Origin of the sequence: Mycobacterium nebraskense (assembly GCF_002102255.1) — a bacterium.
Lineage (GTDB): Bacteria > Actinomycetota > Actinomycetes > Mycobacteriales > Mycobacteriaceae > Mycobacterium > Mycobacterium nebraskense.
This window is the reverse complement of sequence record NZ_LQPH01000181.1, coordinates 15,712-36,476: the sequence shown is the minus strand read 5'-3', so window position 1 is coordinate 36,476 and position 20,765 is coordinate 15,712. Positions and strand designations below refer to the sequence as shown.

The following is a 20,765-nucleotide window of genomic DNA, read 5'->3' as shown; positions in this document are numbered from 1 at the left end:
GACCTCTTTGCCACAAACAGGTTGCCCTGCAAGGGATCCGCCACCCACATCGGCATAATCCGGACATCGGCATAATGCAAGGTGCATCTTTGGATGATGGCCTTGGCGCCGAACACCTCCCGCACCGCCGCCGAGAGCGCCTTGGCGCCGTCGATGACCACCAACAGCCCATCATCGACCGTCAAGCCACGGTCGACCAGATCGGCCAACAGCGAGCGCACCACGGTCTTGTTCTCCGTGGAGCCATCCCACAGCCCGATCGGCTTCTTCGTTCCGTCGGCGGTGATGGCCAGCGCCACCACCACGCAGCGCTCGGCCATGTGCTCACCATCGAGCATGAGCACCTTGATGTCCTCGCCCGTCAGGTCGCGGGCCATCAGCTCACCCAGCGCGGTCTCGGTCTGTTTGACGAACCGGCGCGAAATCGCTGAGCGGCTAGTCGATTTCGCCTCTTTGTCCACCACGGTGCCGACCGGCTCGGCGACCCGCGCGTGCCGGCGGGTAGCCACCCCGGCCAGCATCCGCTCCATCACCACCCGCGTCAGCACGTCCTCGGCAGCGAAGTGGGTGTAGCTGGCCAGCGGCACCTCGTGCCCATCCAGGCTGCGCGCCCGCGGCCGATCCACCGCCACCCGGCGCCCGCCCAGCGTGACCGAGCCGCGCCCGGTGCCGTGGCGCACCGCGGCCCGGTTCGGATCATGCTTGCCTTTCGGTCCGGCCACCTCAGCAATCTCGGCCTCGAACAGTGCCTGCATCACCGCCATCCCGGCGGCCACGCTCATCGCCAACAGCCCCTCCCGCGCCACGCCAGCGATATCGGTCAACGCCAGTGCGATCTCCTCCGGCAGATCAGCCAACACCACGGCATCGGCCGTGTCAGCAACGCGAATAGTAGGTACGGTTTTCATGGCGGTCCCTTCCTTCGTGGGTGTTCTTGGTCGTTCACCCGAAGACCTACCATCAGGCAGGCCTCAGGTGAGGGACCGCCACCTCAAATTCCACGAAGACCGGGACAACCTCAACGAACCGTAGTCAACCATGGTGACCCCTTAACACCTCGGAGCCGCGCCGGCGGCGTCAGTGCTCGTGGATAAGCCGGAGCTGGCGCCTACGGTCCGTACGCATTGGTGCACGCGGACCGCGGCGCGTGTGTGCCGACATGCCCCGCTTGCTAATTCGTTAGCTACAGATTCGAACTGCCTTGCAGTCAAGCTAGTTTGCGCGTCGGCGCTAGCCGGTACGACACCGGTCGCTAGGCCGGCCGACGCCGCCTCCTTTGTGGTCCGCGTCGTGCCGACATCATGCAACTGTCCTTCTCTAGCTGCCAGGGTCAGTGGGTGCGCGGTCCTACAAGACATTGGACATCTCCTTACGCAGAGCAGGGGGAACTCACGATTGACGGGTCGGGGGCACGAACCGATGTACACGCATCACGGTGCGCTGCGCCGGGCATTATCCCAAGCGGCGCAGAATAATTCAGTCGTTAGGATGAACCTAGGCCGGCACGGGGTGAAATGGTCCTGGGTCTCGGGCAGGGTCTACCACATGGACTCAGTTCGCTCACCTCCTTACGGCCGTGGCGCACGGGGTCGCCAATTTGTTGCAAAGGCGGGATGAAACGGACCGACGCGGCGGCGGGTCGCGGCACCCCTCTCGTCAGAGCTTTGGCACTACACGGCGTATCCGGCCCTGACTGCAGCCGAAAGCCACTTGGGCTCAACCCTTAGTCCGGGAAGAGCTGTCCTGACCGGAGGCGTCTTTCGACGTTCGGGGTCAGTGGCCTTTGTCCGTACAGACGCCTCACCTAGCGAGGTGCTTGCGTCGGCAATAGTTGCACCGGGATGCGCGATAGTCAACTGTGCGGCAGGAAAACAGTTTTCGGCACCCACGCCAGCCGATCACGCGGATGCACCTGTCTGCAGCCATACGCACGGACCGCGCCGGAGACCCGCGACCCTGCGGTCGGGTGGCACGCACTGGCGACTTCCCACAGCTAAAACCGCTGGGCGCGAGGGGTTGATGTTGAATCGGACCGGATCTAAACGAGATGCCACAAGGGTGACTGTGGGACCTCCGAGGTGACTGGCCGCCATGGCCTCGCCATGGCCTCCCGCTGATGCGCTGACAGAGGGCGACAGGACGAGCGGCGCGCGTGCAGTTGGGGTGGTTAGTTCTGGATGGCATTTGGCAGTTATGGCGCCGTCAAGTCGGAAGCAGCGAAACACCCTGCCAGTGGGTTTTTTTCATCGTGATTCTTGACTTGCCGCTGCAACTTGTAGGGAAACGCAAGGTTAAAACAAGCTGCTGCAGTGGATTTTTCAGTTTGATTTCAGATTCGCCTCATACGGTCCCGGCATCAGTGCGACTAGTGACCATTGGGGAGGCGACATGCCATTTGAGACAAGGCAGCTCGGGCAGTTGGTGGAGGCGGTGAGCAATTTGCCGGGCGTCAATTCGACATTGGCGGCCCAATACGCCGACGCAGCCGTCCCGACGGTGGGAGTCGTCCCTCCTGCCGGCGACGTGATATCTGCGGTAACGGCGGCACGTTTCAGCGCCCATGGACAGGCGTACCAGACGGTGTACAGCCAGGCCGCCGTCGCTCTTGACTTACTGGCGCGCGTCTTGGGTGCCACCGTCGCTGCGGAAGCGCCGACCATGATAGCCCGCGCGGCCGAGGTCGGGTAAGGGTTCACCATGGTGGATTACGGTTCGTTAGCACCGGAGATCAACTCCGCGAGGCTGTATGCCGGTCCGGGGTCGACATCGCTGACCTCAGCGGCCTCGGCGTGGAATGCTCTTGCCTCCGAGCTGAATTCAGCCTCATTAGGCTATCAAAGCGTAGTAACACAGTTGTCCAGCGAGGAGTGGCTCGGGTCGGCCTCGACGGCAATGGCCGACGCGGTTAGTCCGTATGTGGAGTGGATGAGCACCACCGCTTCTCAGGCTGAGGAGGCCGCCAGCCAGGCCATCGCGGCCGCCGCGGCCTATGAGACCGCGCTTTCTTCGGTGACACCTCCACCACTGATCGCGGCCAACCGCGCCGAGTTGACGCAGCTGGTGTCAACCAACGTGTTGGGACAAAACACCGGCGCCATTGCGTCCAACGAAGCCGAATACGGCGAGATGTGGGCCCAAAGCGCCAACGCGATGTATTCCTATGCGGGCCAGAGCTCGTCAGCCACCAAGGTGACGAGTTTTACCGACGCCCCACAGATCACCAACTCAAGCGCCCAAGCCACCCAGAGCGCCGCGGTGACGTCGGCGACAGGCACTTCGGCTGGTAGCTCGCAGTCCACCCTGTCGCAGGTGCCCAGCACCCTGCAAAGCCTCGCGTCGTCGGCATCGTCAACGACATCGTCGAGCACCTCGTCGAACGCGACTACGAGCAGTTCGTCCAGCAGCTCGTCGAGTTCGTCGAGCAGCTCGTCCTCAAACTTGCTCACCGAGATCTGGTCCCTGTTGACCGGGCAGACCAGCTTGCCCACCAGCCTGAGCTCGCTCGTCAACGGCTACAGCCCCTTCGCGAGCCTCTTCTATAACACCGAGGGCTTGCCGTACTTCGGTGTCGGCATGGGCAACAGCGGTGTTCAGATCGCCAAGAGCCTAGGAATGATCGGCGGTGCCGCGAGTGCGGCCAAGGCACTGCCTGGGCTCGGCGGACTGGGAGGATTGCTGGGTGGCGGCGCGCACGTCGCGGCGGCTTTGGGCAATGCCACCTCGGTTGGCCCGTTGTCGGTGCCTCCAGTATGGGCGGGGACGGGGGCGGCACCGGCGCTCACCCATGCCATACCGGTCAGTACCGTCAGCGCCGCCCCCGACCCCAGCGGAGCCGGAAACCTGCTCGGCGGCATGCCATTTGCCGGCCTCGGCGCTGAGGGGGGCGGCCGTGGTCCCCGATACGGAGTCCGCCCCACCGTCATGGCCCGCCCCCCTTTCGGAGGATAGCAATACTATGGACTTCGCAGCGTTACCACCGGAGATCAACTCCGGCCGCATGTATACGGGTCCGGGATCGGCGCCGATCATGGCCGCGGCTGCGGCCTGGGACGAAGTCGCAGCAGAACTGGACGCATCGGCGAGCGGCTACAGTTCGGTCATCTCCGAGCTGACGAGCGCGCCCTGGGTCGGGCCCGCGGCCGCCTCGATGGTGTCGGCGGTAGCCCCGTTCATGACCTGGCTCGGCGCGGCGACCACCCAGGCCGAGGAAGCCGCTAGCCAGGCCCGAGCGGCCGCCGCCGCCTATGAGACCGCGTTTATGTCGACGGTGCCCCCGCCGGTGATCGCAGCCAATCGGGTGCTGTTGGCCACGCTGATCGCCACCAATTTTTTGGGACAAAACACCCCGGCAATCGCGGAAACCGAAGCCCATTACATGGAAATGTGGGCTCAAGACGCCGCCGCCATGTATGGCTATGCCGCCTCTTCGGCGACCGCATCGCAGTTATCCCCGTTCGTATCACCGCCAAACACCGCCACCTCGGACGCGGCGACCGAACAATCCGCCGCGGTTACCCAAGCGACCTCCACGCCGGCGGGCAACTCCGCGCAGACCACAGCGGCCACGACCACCCAACTGACTTCCACATCCACCACATCGCAAGCCGTGGAACAGGTCTCGTCCTCGGCTACGACATCCACGTCGTCCACGACATCCACTACATCATCCACGTCGTCCACATCGGGATCAGGGCTGTTCGGACTCACTTCCGCGAACTACAGCACGCTTCTCAAACAAACCACAGGCCTGGCCTATTTTTCGGCGGGTCTGTCCAATTTCGGGATGTCAATCGGGCAGCAGTTGACAACCGGGCCAGGTGGAACAACGGCCGGGGCGGGCGGGGCGTGGTTTCCGACACCGCAGTTTGCGCACTTAGGTCTGGGTAACCTTGGCGGCCAAGCCGTGTCAGCGAATTTGGCATCGGCCAGCAAGGTCGGAGGCCTGTCGGTGCCCTCGAGTTGGGGAACTGCATCGAGAGCGCTTGAGGAACCGGCCATCCAGGCAGCGGCCGTCAGTTACGCTGCCGGACAACAAGGTGGAGCAAATGCCCTGCTGGGCGGGATGCCCATGGGTGGCAGGGCTGCACGCCGCGCCACCGAGGGCTTCAGCAACAAATACGGCCTCAAGCAACGCGTGCTTGGCCGGCCGCCGTCAGCCGGATAGCCGCCGACACGCGCCGGAACCGCCGGCCCGGATCGCTTCCGAGGCAGCATATTTCGCCATCGACCCACATGCTGTTGCTGCGTACGATCGCTCGTCGAAGGTTCCGCCAAGAATCAATGGCGCGGCACCTGCTCCACCGATCACGAAGCGATCGCCCGGCGATATGATCAAATCCTCAACGTGGCCACGGACTTGAGCAGCGTCCCGCGAAACCCCTGCGCCAACGGTCGTGCTGTGCTTGCCATAGATGACGTGGCAAGCACCCCCGCAAAGCAAACCGGGCCATCGGGGTTTTCACGGCCGGTGAAGATCGCCGAAGCAGCAGAACCCCACGGCACGCTCGATGTCGAACCGTCCCTCCCGGGGCCTAGCCTGCAACTACACGGAACCTGCGTATAACGCGCTGGGATGCAGCGGCAGGCTGAGCTGGAAGCGTGCTCCTGGTTGATGCGGCAGGCAGATCAGGTCTCCGTGGTGGGCACGCGCTAGTGCGCGGGCGATGGGTAGGCCAAGCCCAGCACCACCGTGGTCGCGATCGCGGGCCGTGTCGAGGCGGACAAGTCGGTCAAAGATTAGCTCGCGGTCGGCGTCTGGGATGCCCGACCCGGAGTCTGTGACGGTTAACTGGGCGCGAGGCTCGGTGTCACCGGCCGGATCCAAGTGTTTGGTGGCGCGTACGTCGATTACGATGTGCCCGCCGGGCGGGGTGTGTCGGCGCGCGTTGTCAACGAGATTCGATACGATTTGTGCGATTCGGTCCCGGTCGGCGCGGATAGGCACAGTCGGCTCACCGGTGAGGGTGACGGTGATCGCCGGTGAGAGCAGCGCTCCGCGTTCTCGTCCGACTTCGGCAATTTCAACGAGATCAGCATCGGAGAGATCCAGGGCCACGCCTGCGTCGATGCGGCTGAGATCGAGCATGTCGGTGACCAATCGACCGGCCCGCCGAGATTCATCGAGCAGCAGTGCTGCACGCCGATACTGGTTATTCGTGTGTTCATCGTCACTGTATTCGGCTGCAGCGCTCAGTATTTGCTCGGCAGCGACACGGATACCAGTGATGGGTGTGCGCAGTTCATGAGCGGCATCGGCGAGGAACTGTCGGGTGCGTTGTTCGGAGGCTTCCAAAGCATCAAGCATGCCGTCGAATGCTGCTGCTGCGCGGCCGAGTTCGGTGCCGGCACGGTCGGGTCGTAGCCGCTGGCCGCGGTCGCCGGTAGTGATCGATCGGGCCAGGGTGGTCAGCCGATCCAGCGGCCGCAGCGCGGAGCGGGTGACGGCGATCAGCAGCAGACCGGCCACTGCCAGGGTGATCAGGCCGCCGGCGACCAGAACTTCACGCAGCCGCCGGATCAACGCAGTGGTTTCAGTCGTGTCGGCGACCAGGATCAACCGCCCACCCGACTGCAGTTGGTGCACTACAGCAGTGGCAGTAGCATCCCCCGGCCAACCCGGCGGGGGTGGTGGCAAATTTGACGGTGCTTGCCAGCCCGGCGGAGGTGGTGGCGGCCAGTCCGGGAGCTTTGATGGCCAGCCCGGCGGAGGTGGTGTCAGCCAGTCCGGGAACTTTGACGGCCAGCCCGGCGGTGGCGGCGGTGGAGGTGGAGGGATAGTAGGCCCGCTGATCGTGTCGGGCCGGATGGCACTGTCACCGTAGGTGGTTCCGTCTGCGGCGACGAGGAGCGCGCGGATTCCCCCACCACCGACCTCCCTCACCAGCTGATCGGGTGGGGTGTTGGCGGCGGCCAGCGCGTCGGCGCGAGCGGCGCTGGCCATCACTCGATGGTGGAGGTCGCGCCGAGCCTGCACGCCCAACAGCAGATCAATGGTGATGCCCAGCACCAACAACACAACGGTGAGGACACCAAGGACCATCAGCGCTACCCGCCGGCGCAACGACGGTGTCGGGGTATGCGGCAACGCCGGGGCAGGTTGATCGCTCACGGCCGGATTGGCTGCAGACGGTAGCCGATGCCACGCACAGTGTGCAGAATACGGGGTCCGTGGGCCTCCAGCTTGTGGCGCAACTTCTTGATGTGAACGTGCACCAGGTTGGCGTCGTAGGCGTCGTAGCCCCATAGGGCGTTCAGGATCTGGCTGGTACTGACGATGCGGCCGCGCTGCTCAGCCAAGAATCCAAGCAGGCGAAGCTCGGTGGCGGTCAGGTCCAGCGGTGATCCATCGCGTACGACGACTGCGGCGTCGAAGTCCAAAGTCAGATCTCCGTACTGGACGACGGCTGGTAGTTGGCCGCGACGGCGCAGTACCGCGGCCACACGGGAGATCAGCTCGGCCATTTCGAAAGGTTTCATCACGTAGTCGTCCGCGCCGCTGTCGAGCCCCCGCAGCCGGTCGGGCAACCCATCTCGGGCGGTGAGCAATACGATTCCGGCAGGGCCCCAGTCGCGGATGACATCAATCAAGTCGAACCCATCGCGGCCGGGCATCATCACATCCAGAACCACCAGATCCGGCCGAAACGCGTCGAGCGCGTCTTCCAGCCCGGCACCATCGGGCCGGGTCGCGGTCAGATACCCGACGTCGGTCAACGCCTCGCTGACCATGTCGCGGATCGCCCGGACATCCTCCACCACCAATATCCGCGCCGCAGTGCCTGGGCGTGCCCCAGATCTTCCCATGTACCGCGACCCGCGAGGGGAATTATTCATCCCTCATATTCTCGACACCTTGCTGAAATCAACATGAAGGAATTATCGCCTAGACGATGTCTTCAGGTCGGCTTCAGATTCGCTTCCTATAGTCACCGTCCGCCGGCATTACATTGGGCCAGACATGGAAGGCACCTATGTCCCACATGCAACCAACACCGAGCACACTTGCCACGACGGTCAGCGATCCCCGATTTCATGTCGCCGAACCGGCGACCATAGCTCCTGCGAGTGGTGCCGGTACCAAACGTGCCATGAGTTCCGCAAGGCGACCCACGGCCCAAGTACGCATCGCCGGATTTTGGTCGTGCTGTTGCGCGGCAACGCAAGTCAACCGACTCTTTGCGTCCCGATGCGCCAAGTGGTCGTTTTCGGGTGAAGGTAGAATCACCCGGGACATCCAAATGCTCTTCTACAAATGGCTTTTCGAACAGCCGTACAACTGGCCCCATGTCGGCCTGCCACCGAATCTACGCATGACGAAAGATGGCGTTGCCACGGCCGCCGAGGCGTCGAACACGGAGTTGTGTCCGTGATCACACCTGCCGCAATGACGATGGCGGCGGCCCGGCCAGTTGCTGTGTTCGTCTTGGGCGCGCAACGGTCTGGAACCTCAGCGATCACGCGGGTGCTCTCGCTGTGCGGTGGTGCCCTCCCCTCTGCACTCTTGGGCGCCGACCTGGCCAACCCGGCCGGTTTCTGGGAGCCGCGCAAAGCTGTCGATCTCAACGAAGCAATCCTGTACCGCCTGGGCAGCAATTGGGCCGATCCGATACTGCGCCTGCCGGACGACGGTCCGTTGAGCGCTCAGAACACCGCCAGCGTCTCCCAGATCGATGCCTTTCTTAGCAAGCTGCCGGCAGCGTCGCTGCTCATCATCAAGGAACCAAGAATTACGGTGCTATCTGGAGTGTGGTTCGAGGCGGCGCGTCGAGCCGAACTCGATATAGCGGCCGTAATCGCGGTGCGTCACCCGCATGAGGTCGCCGCTTCGCTTGCAACGCACGGACGTACCTCGCCGGAACTCGCTAGTGCATTGTGGCTCAAATACTGTCTGCTGGCCGAGAGATGCACGCGCGGCCTGCCGCGCGTATTCGTCGACTACGCCAATCTTCTGGACGACTGGCGCCGGGAAACGACACGGATTTCCAGAGCACTGCCAATCGACCTCAGCGCCCCGAACGAGGCCGCAGTCGAAGAGTTTCTCAAGCCGAATCTTCGACGCCAGCGTTACTTCGGCCCGGTAACAGACCTGTTCGGCACAGACTGGTTGTCCGCCGTCTATCAAGCCCTGGGTGCGGCCGCGCGGGACGAGCCCTTCGACACATCCGCACTAGATAGCATCTTCGAGGCGTATCAGTCTGGTGCACAGGATTTCCGGAAGGTATTCAAGGATTTCGATGACCACTTCAATCGCACACTCGTGCGCACCTTGTTTCCGCCGTTCATCTCGCGAAGGGTCCGCGCGGCCAGCGTGCTAGCGACACGACTGGGCATCGCCCCTCATCGGCTTCGACATTACGGACAATTCCCGGCGGGCAACTCCCGCGAGCATCAGAGTGATCCATTGCCTCAGGGCGTGTGACGCGGGTAGGAGTTGAGGAATCGACAGATGGGTTCTCGCGTCGAGATAAATGTTGGTTTAGGTATGTAATTCGGAGTTAACCGCGCGTCAACATACGAATCGTCGCGTCGACGACCTCACACGAGCACACCTTGGCAGTCGGATAGGATCATCAGCCATTCACGGGGAAATTTCTCAGAGCCCGAGAGGGGGGGTCTATGTCTGCGCCGCGTGAACCGTCACGACCAGCCTATTTGCGCTGTGTGCCAGCACACCGAACGCGACCTTAAACCACAGTTTTGTGCGCAGGGGTCAATGCAGCTAGCGTGAGGCACTTGATCGGCTCCGCGGAGCAGGGCTTTCCTTGACACTGAACATCATTCAGCGACCTATGCGCGATGGCGTTAAGGTCGTCGGGAGTGGCGTCGCTAGCTGACAAACGAAAGGTAAGCGCATGTTCCTGGGCAGGGTGGACGACTGGACAGCCGAGGGCACGGTCGTATCCTGGTACCCCACCGCGAACACCTACGCGCGCGCTGCCGAAGCGCAATATCACCCCGCCCCGGTGAGTTACCAGCAGTCGCAACATCTTCGATATTACCGACGCCAGGTCAGCCTCGGCCGTGACATCCCGCGGTTGTGCATCGGAGCCTGGGAGATCAGGGGCACCTGCGATATCGACGCGATGACTCAGGCACTGAATAACCATGTGCGGCGCCATGACGCCTACCACGACCGATTTGCCTTCTGCGACAGTGACGAGGTCCTCCGCTACGTTATCACCGAGCCGGAGAACATCACGCTGGCGCCAACGGATCTCGGAGAGATGGCTCCGCTTCAGATCCGCAAACTGATCCTCGATACCCCCGATCCGCTGCAATGGGATTGCTTCAGCTTCGGAATCATCCAGGGCGAAGACCGGTTCACAATCTACATTGCCGTCGATCACTTGCGAGCGGACGGTATGTCGGCCGGTGTGATCTTCCTGGACATCCAGACGGCGTACTTCAGCGCGCTGGAGAAGGCGCAAGTTGCGCTGACACCCGCGGCCAGTCATCGCGACTACAGCGCGAATCAGCGTGCCTACGCGGCGAGCCTGAGTGACGACGCGCCCGAGATCCAGCGCTGGCGCGCCTTCCTCGCGGCGAACAATGGTGCGCTGCCGAGATTTCCACTGGAACTGGGCGAGGCGTCCGCGGATACCCCGGGAGCCATCGACGTGTTCGACCTGATCGATGCTGACCAGGGCCGGCGTTTTGAGGCGGCGTGCCGCGCCGCGGGAGCACGCTTCAGCGGTGGCGTGTTCGCCTGCGCTGCACTGACCGAACATCGGTTGACCGGCGCGGCCACATACTTCGGCCTCACTCCGTTCGACAACCGGCGAGATCCCGCCCACGCCACCGCGGTCGGTTGGTTGGCCAGCTTCGTTCCCTTAGCGATTCCGACTGCCGGTGCGTCATTCGACGAGGTGGTCAGCGCCGCCCAGGCGTCGTTCGACGCGAACACGGCCCTCGGCTCCGTGCCCTATTACCACCTGCTCGAGAGACCCAACCAATCATTGGGCCACATCGAGGTTCCGGACCGACCGGTCCCGATGTTGTCCTACATCGACATCCGCAAACTCCCGTTCGGCGACTACTTCGACGGATTGCGTGCCGGCATCTGGGGTGATAACCGGCTGTCGGAGACGGTATGCATGTGGGTCAATCGCATGCACGGCGGAACGCAGTTAGTGGTCGCTTACCCGGGTACCGACGTCGCGCGCAGGTCCGTCCTGCGCTACGTCGAGACGATGCGTGCCGAGTTCACGCGGGTGTCCGACACCGGGCCGCACAACGATTCCTGATGCATTTCCGTTCTCCTGCCGAAGGTCTCGGTATGAGTGCCCAGGCGACACTCACCTGGTGCACGATGCCGACCTACTCTCCACGTAGCGCCGCGGCCGAAGCAGGGTGCCAGTGACGAGACTGGCGCTTCTGGACCAGGCCGCCTTCTTACGGCTGCGGGCGACCGGTCAGGGCAGTACGGTGCAGTGCACGTGGGTGTACGACCGCCACGTGAACATCGAAGAATTGCGGACCTTCAAAGACAATCTCGGTGCAGGTCTTCTCGGACGGCGGATCGAGCGCTCGGCGCTGCCGTTCGGCCGTCATCGCTGGATACTCGACAGCCGCACACCCGATATCGCGATAGAGCCGCAGCAACCACGGTCGGAGATCGGCGCGTGGATCGAAGGACGCGCACGGGTGCCCGTCGATCCTGAGTGGGGCCCGACGTTTCACCTTGGTGCGCTGCCGTTGGACGACGGCGGCGCAGTGGTCACCCTGGTGGCATCACACTGCGTTGTCGACGGACTCGCGCTGATAGCGGCTGTAACCGAGGCGGTCAAGGGAGAGAGGCGCAATCACGGCTACCCACAGCCGAATTCGCGTAGCCGGGTGCGTGCAATTTGCGAGGACCTGGCCGATGCCGTTCTCGCCCTCCCGGCCGTCATCCGCGCGCTGATCGCGACTCTGGTGATCTTGCTCAAGGCCTTGTCTGGTCCACGGGTTCCGCCCGGGGCGCGGCAGCCCGAGCCGCTCTCCCCGACTGATGATGACCAGACGGCACTGCCGTCGGTGACGATGCAAACCGACGCCGCGGCATGGGAAGCACGTGCGCGCAGTCTCAACGGAAGCGGCAACACCCTGTTCGTCGCATTCGTGGCTCGCCTGGCTCACCGAATAGGCAGGGTTCTTCCGGACGGGAACTCGGTGACGGTCGTGCTTCCGGTCAGTGATCGCGCCAGCAACGACGACCGCGCCAACGCATTGACCTCAATCACCCTAACCGTCGATGGAGCAGCGGTGGCCAACGACTTGAGTTGCGTGCGTGCGGATGTCAAGAGGCTGCTGACGTCGCTGCAACAACAACCCCACGAGATGCTCGCGGGACTGCCACTCGTACCGTTCACGCCACGCTGGCTGGTCCGGCACGCCGAAGGCATTGCCATGTCGACCGGCCAGCTTCCGGTCGGCTGCTCCAACCTGGGAAACCTCGATCTCGCCGTTGGCCGCGTCGACGGTGCCGATGCCGCCGAGGTCTCAATCCGACTGGCCGAGCAGGGCATCACCCGCCGCCGCATCGAGCAGACTCAAGGCCAATTGTTCTGCAGCACGGGAACAATCAACGGCAGCCGGTTTCTCAATGTCATTGTGTGCGAGAGCGGCGCCGACAACACCGCAGCGCAAATCCGCGAACTCGCGTGTAGCGCATTGGCGGATCTGCAGCTGTCCTCCACCACCGTCTACGAGGGCCGGATCTGATCGTGAACCTGGACCTCAGGGCGGCTGAACACGCACGCCACCTTAGGTACGCCGGTATCGCCGCCGCGATTGCGGCCTGGGCGGTAGTCGTGCTGTTGTTCGCGATCAAGATCGTTCCACTCGACGTGTACTGGATGTCGTATTACGCCGCCGACTACACACATGGCTTCGTCCGTCGCGGGCTCGCCGGTGAACTGGTTCGTTCGGTCCCGGGACATTACTTCCCGGTCACGCTCGGTCTGCGGTGGCTGTCGACGGCGGTCTACCTGTGCGGTCTGGCGACGGTCGCGGGCGTGCTCGTCGGTCGCCATCGGTCTGAACGCAGGCTGATGGTCGCGATGCTGATTCCGTTGCTGCCGTTCGGTGTTCCGTTCGCGGCATATTCGGCCCGGCCGGACCTGTTCGGCGGGGCGGCCCTGGCGCTGTTCTCCTCAGCGTTGGTGCTCGCACATTCGCGCGCTATCGCGATGGCATGGTGCGTGGCCTATGGCATCGCGATCGCGGCATTGACGCTCGTGCACGAGGCAATAGGGCTGCAATTCGCATTGGGGGCCGTGCTGGCGATCATCGTCCTGGGCGGTGCGCTGAAAGACACCCAGGGCCTTGGCGCGCTCCTAGCGGTCATGCCGGGTGTCGCCACGACAGCCGGCGTGGCGACGTTCGGTCGACACGACGTCGCCGCTGAACTGTGCGCATCGGTACCCCATCACCTGATGCCCAATCCGTTTGCCACGGTCAGGTCGCCAACCACGTTGCTGCACTATGTAATCGACGGTCAACCGAGGCAAACCGACTATCACGACTGGGTGTGCCGCAACGTGATGCCGAACTACGACAATAGGATCGCGGATGCCGTCCGAACCGTCGGCCACATCGGAATAGTCGGCCTCACCATGTCCCTGGTGTTCGGTGTCTTTGCCGTGGCGGTGACGACGTGGGGGCTCAGCAATGTTTCGGGCGTGCCGCTGCGCGCGTTCGCCGAGACGCTGCGGGGCCGAATGACCTGGGTTATCGCCGGGCTGCTGTTGATCTGCCCGGTTTTCCTGACCGGCTATGACTGGACCCGCTGGCTGACGATCGTGGCGTTCGATGTCGCGGTGGTGTTCATCCTCTTCGCGGCGCGGAGGCCCGAAATCGAACAGGAGCCCTCGCCGAAAGCATTGCGGCTGTTCATTATTCTCGCCATCGTGCTCGCGCTGATCCCGGTAGGCACGGTTCCGGGGTTCGGCGGACCGCGGATGGTCTAACGGCGCCGCCTGTAGGTACTCATTTCGCGATGCCCCGACCAGCGGCCAATCCAGCCTGTCTCACGTAGACCAGCACATCGAGTTCAAGCGTGTCGGTTACCCGTCAAGAAGTATGAGCATTGCCGAACGGGCCACGCAGACCACGTGGGAAGGCCCGCTGGCCTCTGGCGAAGGCACACTGTCGCGAGGCAGCAGTGCAGCTCTGGATGGCCTGCCGTTGACCTGGGCCTCCCGGACTGAGCACCCGGGCGGCAAGACCAGCCCCGAAGAGCTCGCGGCGGCAGCCCACTCGTCGTGTTTCGCGATGGCGTTGGCGTTGAAGTTGGGCGAAAACCACACGCCGCCATAGCGACTCGATGTCACGGCCACCGTCACCCTGGACGCGGTCGACGGAGTCCCGACGATCACAACCTCGCAATTGAAAGTCAGGGCGCAGGTCACGGGCCTGGACGACGAAGCGTTCGCCGCCGTGGTGGGCCAGGCTGCTGCCTTGTGTCCGGTATCGCGATTGTTCGCTGGCGCCAGGATCAGTGTCGATGCCGAGCTCGACAAAGGCGAATCTTCCCGCCCCGCGGGCTGACGCAGAGGAGCACACGATGCCCCGGCTAACTTTAGCTGCTGAGCTGACGCGAGAACACCACGAGATCGATGATGCGATAGAGACTTTCATTGAAAAGCTCGATAGCGGCAGCATCCAGCACGAGCTACTAACCGAGACGTTGGAAGCGCTGCGCCGGCACATCTACCTCGAAGAGGTATTTCTGTTCCCACCGCTCCGCGACGCCGGGATTGTGATGCCGATCTTCGTGATGATGCGCGAGCACGGTCAGCTGTGGAACACCATGGGCGCGCTGACCGATCAGCTCGCTGACGGGAACGACGACCGGCGGCTGAGGGATACGTGCACGCAGCTGCTGGACCAGCTCCACCAGCACAACTCCAAAGAGGAGCCGGTCATCTATCCCAAGGCCGACACCAAGCTGCCACCGCAAACGAGTGCGGAACTGAGCAGGTTCATCGAGACCGGCCGCGCCCCGAGGGATGGGCATGCCAACAAGCGGGTGGGCGAGGCTCGACTGTTGTGCTCTCCCGGCCCAAAACGACGACCCGAGTCAGACTAAAGGAGGATTCTCATGCGCGTCGTGGTAGACCGTGATCGCTGTGAGGGCAACGCCTTCTGCGTGAATATCGCCCCGGAGGTGTTCCAACTCGACGACGACGAGTACGCCGTGGTCATCACCGACCCCGTCCCCGTCGAGCAGGAGACGCTTGCCGAGCAGGCCATCGAAGCGTGCCCTCGCGCGGCGTTATCCCGCGAAGACTAGTATTCGGCTGACGCCGAGTCGTCAAGCCCGCTGCGTTACAGCGGATTCCGAGGTGCTTGTTTGAAGGTAGCGGTCGCTCTTGCTCCTACCCGTCACCGACCGCGGCACACCCATTGATCGAAAGCATTTGCCATAGAGCCGGTTTGGTCAAATCCGTACCGACTCCGCGGCCATCCCGGCGGCCGTCACCGTGGTGCCGGCTGTGGTCGCCTACCGCTTCGTCAGCCGCAGCCGCCAGGCCTCCGGCCCGCGCTGCTCGTACTGAATCTCGAGCCGGCCCGAGGCACGGTGGTCGAGTTGGTGCAGCAGCGGGATTGGATCATGGGGAGCCACCAGCACCAGTGTGCCGCCGTCCGGAACGGCGTCGAACGCGCCGAACACGGTGGCATGCCGGATCGAGTGCGGGACCTCGCGGACGTCGAGCACAGGATCGTCGGCATCGGATTCGCCGCAGCCGCAGCTGTGTGACGGCTCGGCGCCATTGGTGGAGTGGTGATGACCGAGGAGTTCGTGCATCCCGTGGGTCACCTCGACGAGGGAGACCTCCGGATCGGCGGCCACGATCGGCAGGATCCGCTCGTTCTCGTCGGTCAGGTGTGCGTCGAACAACACCCGCAGGGCGTGGCCGGACGCGGCCGCGCGCACCGGTGGCTCGATGCGGACGCGCTCGACAAGTGCGCCGATGATGCGGTGCACCGCGATCATCGATTCGACCAGCGGCCGCGCGCGCTCGGCGCGGGTGGCGGCCGGGTACAGGCGCTCCTCTTCGGCGGCGGCGTGCGGCAACAGCTCGCCGGTCAGGAAGACCAGGGCCGCGGCTCGCGCCGGCTCGAAGTCCGCACCGCGCTCGACCGCCCACAACATCGCATCGGTGAGCACCGCAAGCCGCCCCGCGAGCTGCGCGTGATGACCCTTGATGGCTTCGACCGCCTCGGCGTCAGCAGCTGTGGACGCAACGATCACATCGTTGGCTGGCATGTTGATTCCTTTCCGTTGAGTCGAGCGCCCCGCTGAGCGAATGTGACTCGTTGCCCTATGTGCATCACTCAATAATTTACTACAATAAATTCCGTGAAAAAAGACCTAGCCGTTCTGGGTCCCGAACCGACGCCGGTGCCCCGGTCCCCGGTGGCGCTGTCCGGGCAGCGGCTGCGGGTGCTCGAATACGTGCGCGCGCACTCCCCCGTCCGGGTCGCCGACGCCGCCAACGCTCTTGACCTGCACCCCAACACTGTTCGCGAACACCTCGATGCGGTCGTTGGGCTCGGGCTCGTGGAGCGCTCCACGGCAACCGCACTCGGACGCGGACGTCCGGCCACGTTGTATCGCGTGTCGGCAGCCGACCCCGCCGTAGCGGTCCGCGATTACGCGGGTCTGGCGACCGCACTGGCCGGTCAGCTGGCTCGCACCAGTGCCCACCCCGAGCGCGATGCGCGGGCGGCCGGCATCGAGTGGGGACGCGAACTCATCGATGAGGGCAACCAGGCCGGCAGCGATCCGCGGCAGTCCGTGCTCGAGGCGCTGACCCGCCTCGGCTTCGCACCCGACGACGAAAAAGGCATCCCGGGCGCCCACGAAGGTATCGGGGGCATCGCGCTGCGCCGCTGCCCGTTGCTGGACGCGGCCCGCCGTTACCCCACCGTCGTCTGTCAGGTCCACCTCGGCATCGTCGAAGGAATGCTGGAGCGCCTCGGCGCCCCCAGCGGCCGTGGGCTCGATCTCATTCCATTCGCCGAACCCGGCGCCTGTCGGCTGTTCCTGCCCGATCCCGGTGTGCGACATGGTGACTGACCGACGGATCCCACCCCGAGCGCTGCTGCTGGTTCCCGGCGGGTTCGCGCTTTTGGCCGGACTCGATGCGGCGCTGGCGCTCCTTGGCCTGCCTGCGCCGATCACGACGACACGGCTGGCCGAAGTGCACGGCGTCCTGCTGGTGCTCGGGTTCGTCGGCACGGTGGTTGCGCTGGAGCGAGCGGTGGCCGCGCGGCGATGGTGGGCCTACCTGGCCCCGGCATTCCTTGGCGCCGGCGCGGTGCTGCTGGTCGGACCGGCACCCCGAAACCTTGGCGGCGCGCTGCTGCTCGCCGGGTCCGCGACGCTGGTTGCGGTGTACGTGCCGCTGTGGCGGCGGTCTGCCGATGTGGCGGTTCTGGTCCAGGTGGCAGGCGCGGTGCTGGCGACTGGCGCGGCGCTGTTGTGGCTGGGCGGTGTGCCGGTTCCCAGCCTGTTGCCCTGGCTGTCGGGTTTCCTCATCCTCACGATCGTCGGGGAGCGCCTCGAGCTCGCCCGCGTGACGATGCTCGGTACCCCCGCCGAGACGCTGCTGATCGTCGTCGCGGTGGCGATGGTCGCCGGCACCGTCGCCGCCTTGTTGTGGCCGGTGCCCGGCTACCCGTTGCTCGGCGCGGCGCTGCTGGCGACGGTGGTATGGCTGGGCCGGTTCGATGTCGCGCGCCACACCGTGCGCGCGACGGGCCTGACCCGATACATGGCGGTGTGCCTGCTTGCCGGTTACGTGTGGTTGCTGGTGCCGGCGTCGGCCTGGCTGCTAATCGGCCAAATCCTTTCCGGTCCCGGCTATGACGCGGTAGTGCACGCGATGATGCTGGGCTTTGTGCTGTCGATGATCATGGCGCATGCACCCGTGATTCTGCCCGCCGTGTTGCGCCGCCCGCTGCCCTACACCCCTTTGATGTACGGTCCGGCGGCGCTGTTGCACCTTTCGCTGCTGCTGCGGCTGGCGGTCGGTGACGCGCGCGGCGTCCACTGGGCACTCCAGGCGGGTGGTGTGCTGAACATCGTGGCTGTCCTCGGATTCATTGCCGTTGCCGGTTATTCGGTGACGCGAGCAGCCGGTCGGGTGCCGGCATGAATCGCTCGCGATGGCATCTGCGTGTCGGGGCGGTCGTGTTTGCCTGGCTCGCCGCGCTCGTCGTGGTGGCGGTCGCGCATCGGTTTCTTCCACTGTCCGGCTGGCTGCTGGTTCATCTGTTGGCGCTCGGCGCGGCCGGCAACGCCATCCTGATCTGGAGCCGGCATTTCGCCGATGCTTTGCTGCGCCGGCCGCCCGATCCGGCACGGACGGCGGAAGTGTTGCGCCTCACGGCCTTTAATGCCGGCGCCGCCACGGTCGTCACCGGCATGCTGGGCCGGTGGTGGCCGGTCGTATTGGCGGGCGGTGTCGTGGTCGGCGTCGTCGCCCTGGCGCACGGGGCGACACTTCTGCGACAGCTGCGCACCGCGTTGCCCGCCCGCTTCGGCGTCACCGTGCGTTACTACGTCGCCGCGACGGGGTGTCTGGCGATCGGCGCGGGACTTGGGGTGGCGATAGCGAATCCGGAGCTCCCCGGCAACATCCACGAGCGGTTCGTCATCGCGCATGCGGCGCTGAATTTATTCGGCTGGGTGGGGCTCACGGTGCTGGGCACGCTGGTCACGCTGTGGCCGACGATGCTGCGCACCCGGATGGCCAACGGAGTCGAAGTGGCCGCTCGCCACGGCCTGCCGGCGCTGCTGACCGCCCTGGCCGTGACCGCCGGTGGTGCGGTGGTGGGATCGCCCCCGATCGCCGGCCTGGGCGCCGCCGGGTATCTGTGTGCCGCCGGGGTCGTGCTGCGACCGCACCTCGACGAGGTCCGCCGCAAGCGGCCCAACGACTTTGCGACCTTGTCGGTATTGGCCGGCGTCGCCTGGCTGATCGGGTCACTGGCCTTCGCGGCCGTCGCACTGGCGATCTCGCCGACCTGGCCGGTAGCGGTCGCGGCGGCCGGCGAACTCACCGCGCCGGTGCTGGCCGGCTTCCTGGTGCAGGTGCTGCTCGGGTCACTGACCTACCTGGCGCCCGTGGTAATGGGTGGGCGTGCGGCAACGCTGGCGGCCGGGGCCGAGCTCGAGCGGGGGGCTCCGTGGCGGCTCACTGTCGCCAACACCGGGCTGTTGCTCTGCGTTCTTCCGACTCCCAGTCTGGTGCGGGTCGCGGCATCAATGCTGGTGCTGGTGTCTTACGCGGCCTTCCTGCCGCTGCTGGTTCGGGCGGTGTGGCGGGCCCATCGCGATCGCGACAAGCCCGCGGCTCCGGGCCCACCACAGGTGGCACCACCGCGGCGACGGCTCGGCATCGCCGCCGCGGGACTCGCGGTCGTCGTGCTGGCGACCGCGGCCGCCGTGGCCGCGGACCCCGCGTCGCTCGGAATCGGCACCTCGCCGCAGGTGGCCGTGGCCGCCACGGGCCACACCACCACGGCGTCGGTCCGAATCGAGGGCATGCGTTTCGTGCCGGACACGGTCGAGGTTCCCGCCGGAGACCGGCTGCAGATCACCCTGGCCAACACCGGCACCGACCAACACGACCTGGTGCTGTCCAACGGCACCCGCACCGGACGGATCGCGCCGGGCGAGTCGGCCGTCCTCAATGCCGGGGTGATCGGCTCCAGCCTCGATGGCTGGTGCGCGGTGGCCGGACACCGGCAGATGGGCATGACGTTTTCGGTCCGGGTGACCGGCGCGCCGATGCCTTCCACACACACAGGCCACCACGACCCGGTGCACTCCGCGCCGATCTCCGCCCGCGATATCGCGCGCAGCCTCAGCGCAGACCCGGCTGCGGGCTTCACCGCACGCGACGCCACGCTGCCCCCGGCAACGGCCGAGCACCGTGTGACGCTGCCGGTGACCGAGATCCAACGGGAGGTCTCCCCCGGAATCATCCAGCGGCTCTGGACGTTTGGCGGTACCGCCCCCGGACCCACGTTGCGGGGCAAGGTCGGCGACGTCTTCGAGATCACCCTCGTCAACGACGGCAGCACCGGGCATTCGATCGACTTCCACGCGGGTGCGCTCGCTCCCGACGAACCGATGCGGACCATCCAACCCGGCCAGCGCCTGGTGTACCGGTTCACCGCGACGCGGGCGGGTATCTGGCTCTACCACTGCTCGACGATGCCGATGTCACTGCACATCGCCAACGGCATGTTCGGGGCGGTGATCATCGACCCGCCAGACCTGCCGCGCGTCGACCGCGAGTATGTGATCGTCCAGTCCGAGATGTACCTGGGCGCGCCCGGCGAAGACGCCGACGCCGACAAGGTCGCCGCGGACAAGCCCGACCTCGTGGTGTTCAACGGCTACGCCCGCCAATACGACCATGCGCCATTAGCCGCGCGAGTGGGCGAGCGCGTTCGCATCTGGGTGCTCGCCGCGGGACCGAACCGGGGCACCTCGTTCCACGTCGTCGGTGGCCAGTTCGACACCGTATGGTCCGAGGGCGACTACCGACTGGGAGGTAAGGCAGGAGGGCCGGGCGCAGGCGGTGCGCAGACACTCGGATTGTTTGCGGCCCAGGGCGGTTTCGTCGAATTGACCTTCGGCCAGCCCGGTCGATACCCGTTCGTCTCACACGCGATGGTCGACGCCGAACGCGGCGCCCACGGCATCATCGAGGTGGCCGGGCGGTAACCCATCGCAACGGGATTGTCACCATTTCCGCCCGGTC

The 20,765-nt window shown here is 65.1% G+C and carries 15 protein-coding genes, 2 pseudogenes and 1 riboswitch; of the genes and pseudogenes, 13 read left to right on the top strand and 4 right to left on the bottom strand.

Going from position 1 to position 20,765, the window contains the following annotated elements; genetic code table 11:
- A partial coding sequence (locus tag AWC17_RS30035) for a transposase (protein ID WP_244193547.1) occupies positions 1-908 on the bottom strand: 908 nt, incomplete at its 3' end.
- Between the two features lie 733 nt (positions 909-1,641).
- Positions 1,642-1,819: riboswitch (M-box (ykoK) riboswitch) on the bottom strand.
- A 569-nt stretch (positions 1,820-2,388) separates the two neighbouring features.
- Between AWC17_RS30035 and AWC17_RS30030 the strand changes: the two genes are divergently transcribed.
- From AWC17_RS30030 to AWC17_RS30020, 3 genes are read left to right on the top strand one after another with little or no spacing between them, the layout of a single operon-like run.
- Positions 2,389-2,688 carry a PE family protein gene (locus AWC17_RS30030; protein WP_046184069.1) on the top strand — a complete coding sequence of 100 codons (300 nt, stop codon included), beginning with the start codon at positions 2,389-2,391 and terminating at the stop codon, positions 2,686-2,688.
- 9 nt (positions 2,689-2,697) lie between these two features.
- On the top strand, positions 2,698-3,948 hold the full coding sequence (locus tag AWC17_RS30025; RefSeq protein WP_046184070.1) for a PPE family protein: 1,251 nt from the start codon (positions 2,698-2,700) through the stop codon (positions 3,946-3,948).
- A gap of 7 nt (positions 3,949-3,955) precedes the next feature.
- On the top strand, positions 3,956-5,164 hold the full coding sequence (locus tag AWC17_RS30020; RefSeq protein ID WP_046184071.1) for a PPE family protein: 1,209 nt from the start codon (positions 3,956-3,958) through the stop codon (positions 5,162-5,164).
- Positions 5,165-5,542: 378 nt separating this feature from the next.
- Here AWC17_RS30020 and AWC17_RS30015 read toward each other — a convergent pair whose 3' ends face one another.
- The gene (locus AWC17_RS30015; RefSeq protein ID WP_082123025.1) at positions 5,543-7,039 is read right to left on the bottom strand and encodes a sensor histidine kinase; all 1,497 of its coding nucleotides are present in this window, start codon (positions 7,037-7,039) and stop codon (positions 5,543-5,545) included.
- Positions 7,040-7,104: 65 nt separating this feature from the next.
- Positions 7,105-7,803, bottom strand: coding sequence for a response regulator transcription factor (locus tag AWC17_RS30010; protein WP_046184073.1), 699 nt, complete (start codon positions 7,801-7,803; stop codon positions 7,105-7,107).
- A gap of 580 nt (positions 7,804-8,383) precedes the next feature.
- Between AWC17_RS30010 and AWC17_RS30005 the strand changes: the two genes are divergently transcribed.
- From AWC17_RS30005 to AWC17_RS29975, 7 genes and pseudogenes are all read left to right on the top strand, one after another.
- A complete protein-coding gene (locus AWC17_RS30005) occupies positions 8,384-9,418 on the top strand; it encodes a sulfotransferase family protein (protein WP_231588584.1) in 1,035 nt (344 codons plus the stop codon).
- A gap of 433 nt (positions 9,419-9,851) precedes the next feature.
- Positions 9,852-11,243 (top strand): condensation domain-containing protein, encoded by a 1,392-nt coding sequence (locus AWC17_RS30000; protein ID WP_046184074.1) that lies wholly within the window; start codon positions 9,852-9,854, stop codon positions 11,241-11,243.
- A gap of 112 nt (positions 11,244-11,355) precedes the next feature.
- Complete coding sequence (locus AWC17_RS29995) at positions 11,356-12,702, top strand: hypothetical protein (protein WP_046184075.1); 1,347 nt, start codon at positions 11,356-11,358, stop codon at positions 12,700-12,702.
- Complete coding sequence (locus tag AWC17_RS29990; protein ID WP_197083414.1) at positions 12,699-13,949, top strand: hypothetical protein; 1,251 nt, start codon at positions 12,699-12,701, stop codon at positions 13,947-13,949. Before AWC17_RS29995 ends, AWC17_RS29990 begins: the two co-directional genes overlap by 4 nt.
- Before the next feature lie 112 nt (positions 13,950-14,061).
- Positions 14,062-14,529: pseudogene (locus AWC17_RS29985) on the top strand (OsmC family peroxiredoxin).
- Positions 14,530-14,545: 16 nt separating this feature from the next.
- Positions 14,546-15,009, top strand: a pseudogene (locus AWC17_RS29980) (hemerythrin domain-containing protein); the annotation flags it as partial.
- Positions 15,010-15,082: 73 nt separating this feature from the next.
- Positions 15,083-15,274 carry a ferredoxin gene (locus AWC17_RS29975; protein WP_046184077.1) on the top strand — a complete coding sequence of 64 codons (192 nt, stop codon included), beginning with the start codon at positions 15,083-15,085 and terminating at the stop codon, positions 15,272-15,274.
- A 210-nt stretch (positions 15,275-15,484) separates the two neighbouring features.
- Here AWC17_RS29975 and AWC17_RS29970 read toward each other — a convergent pair whose 3' ends face one another.
- Entirely contained in the window at positions 15,485-16,252 is a 768-nt protein-coding gene (locus tag AWC17_RS29970; protein ID WP_046184078.1) for a DUF2249 domain-containing protein, read from the bottom strand.
- Between the two features lie 93 nt (positions 16,253-16,345).
- Here AWC17_RS29970 and AWC17_RS29965 point away from each other — a divergent pair, with 93 nt between their 5' ends.
- The 3 genes from AWC17_RS29965 to AWC17_RS29955 are packed head-to-tail and all read left to right on the top strand — an operon-like array spanning position 16,346 to position 20,728.
- Positions 16,346-17,065, top strand: coding sequence for a helix-turn-helix transcriptional regulator (locus AWC17_RS29965; protein ID WP_046184079.1), 720 nt, complete (start codon positions 16,346-16,348; stop codon positions 17,063-17,065).
- The gene (locus AWC17_RS29960; RefSeq protein ID WP_085165656.1) at positions 17,055-18,146 is read left to right on the top strand and encodes a hypothetical protein; all 1,092 of its coding nucleotides are present in this window, start codon (positions 17,055-17,057) and stop codon (positions 18,144-18,146) included. Before AWC17_RS29965 ends, AWC17_RS29960 begins: the two co-directional genes overlap by 11 nt.
- Positions 18,143-20,728, top strand: coding sequence for a multicopper oxidase domain-containing protein (locus AWC17_RS29955; RefSeq protein ID WP_085165654.1), 2,586 nt, complete (start codon positions 18,143-18,145; stop codon positions 20,726-20,728). Before AWC17_RS29960 ends, AWC17_RS29955 begins: the two co-directional genes overlap by 4 nt.
- Positions 20,729-20,765: the final 37 nt, after the last annotated feature.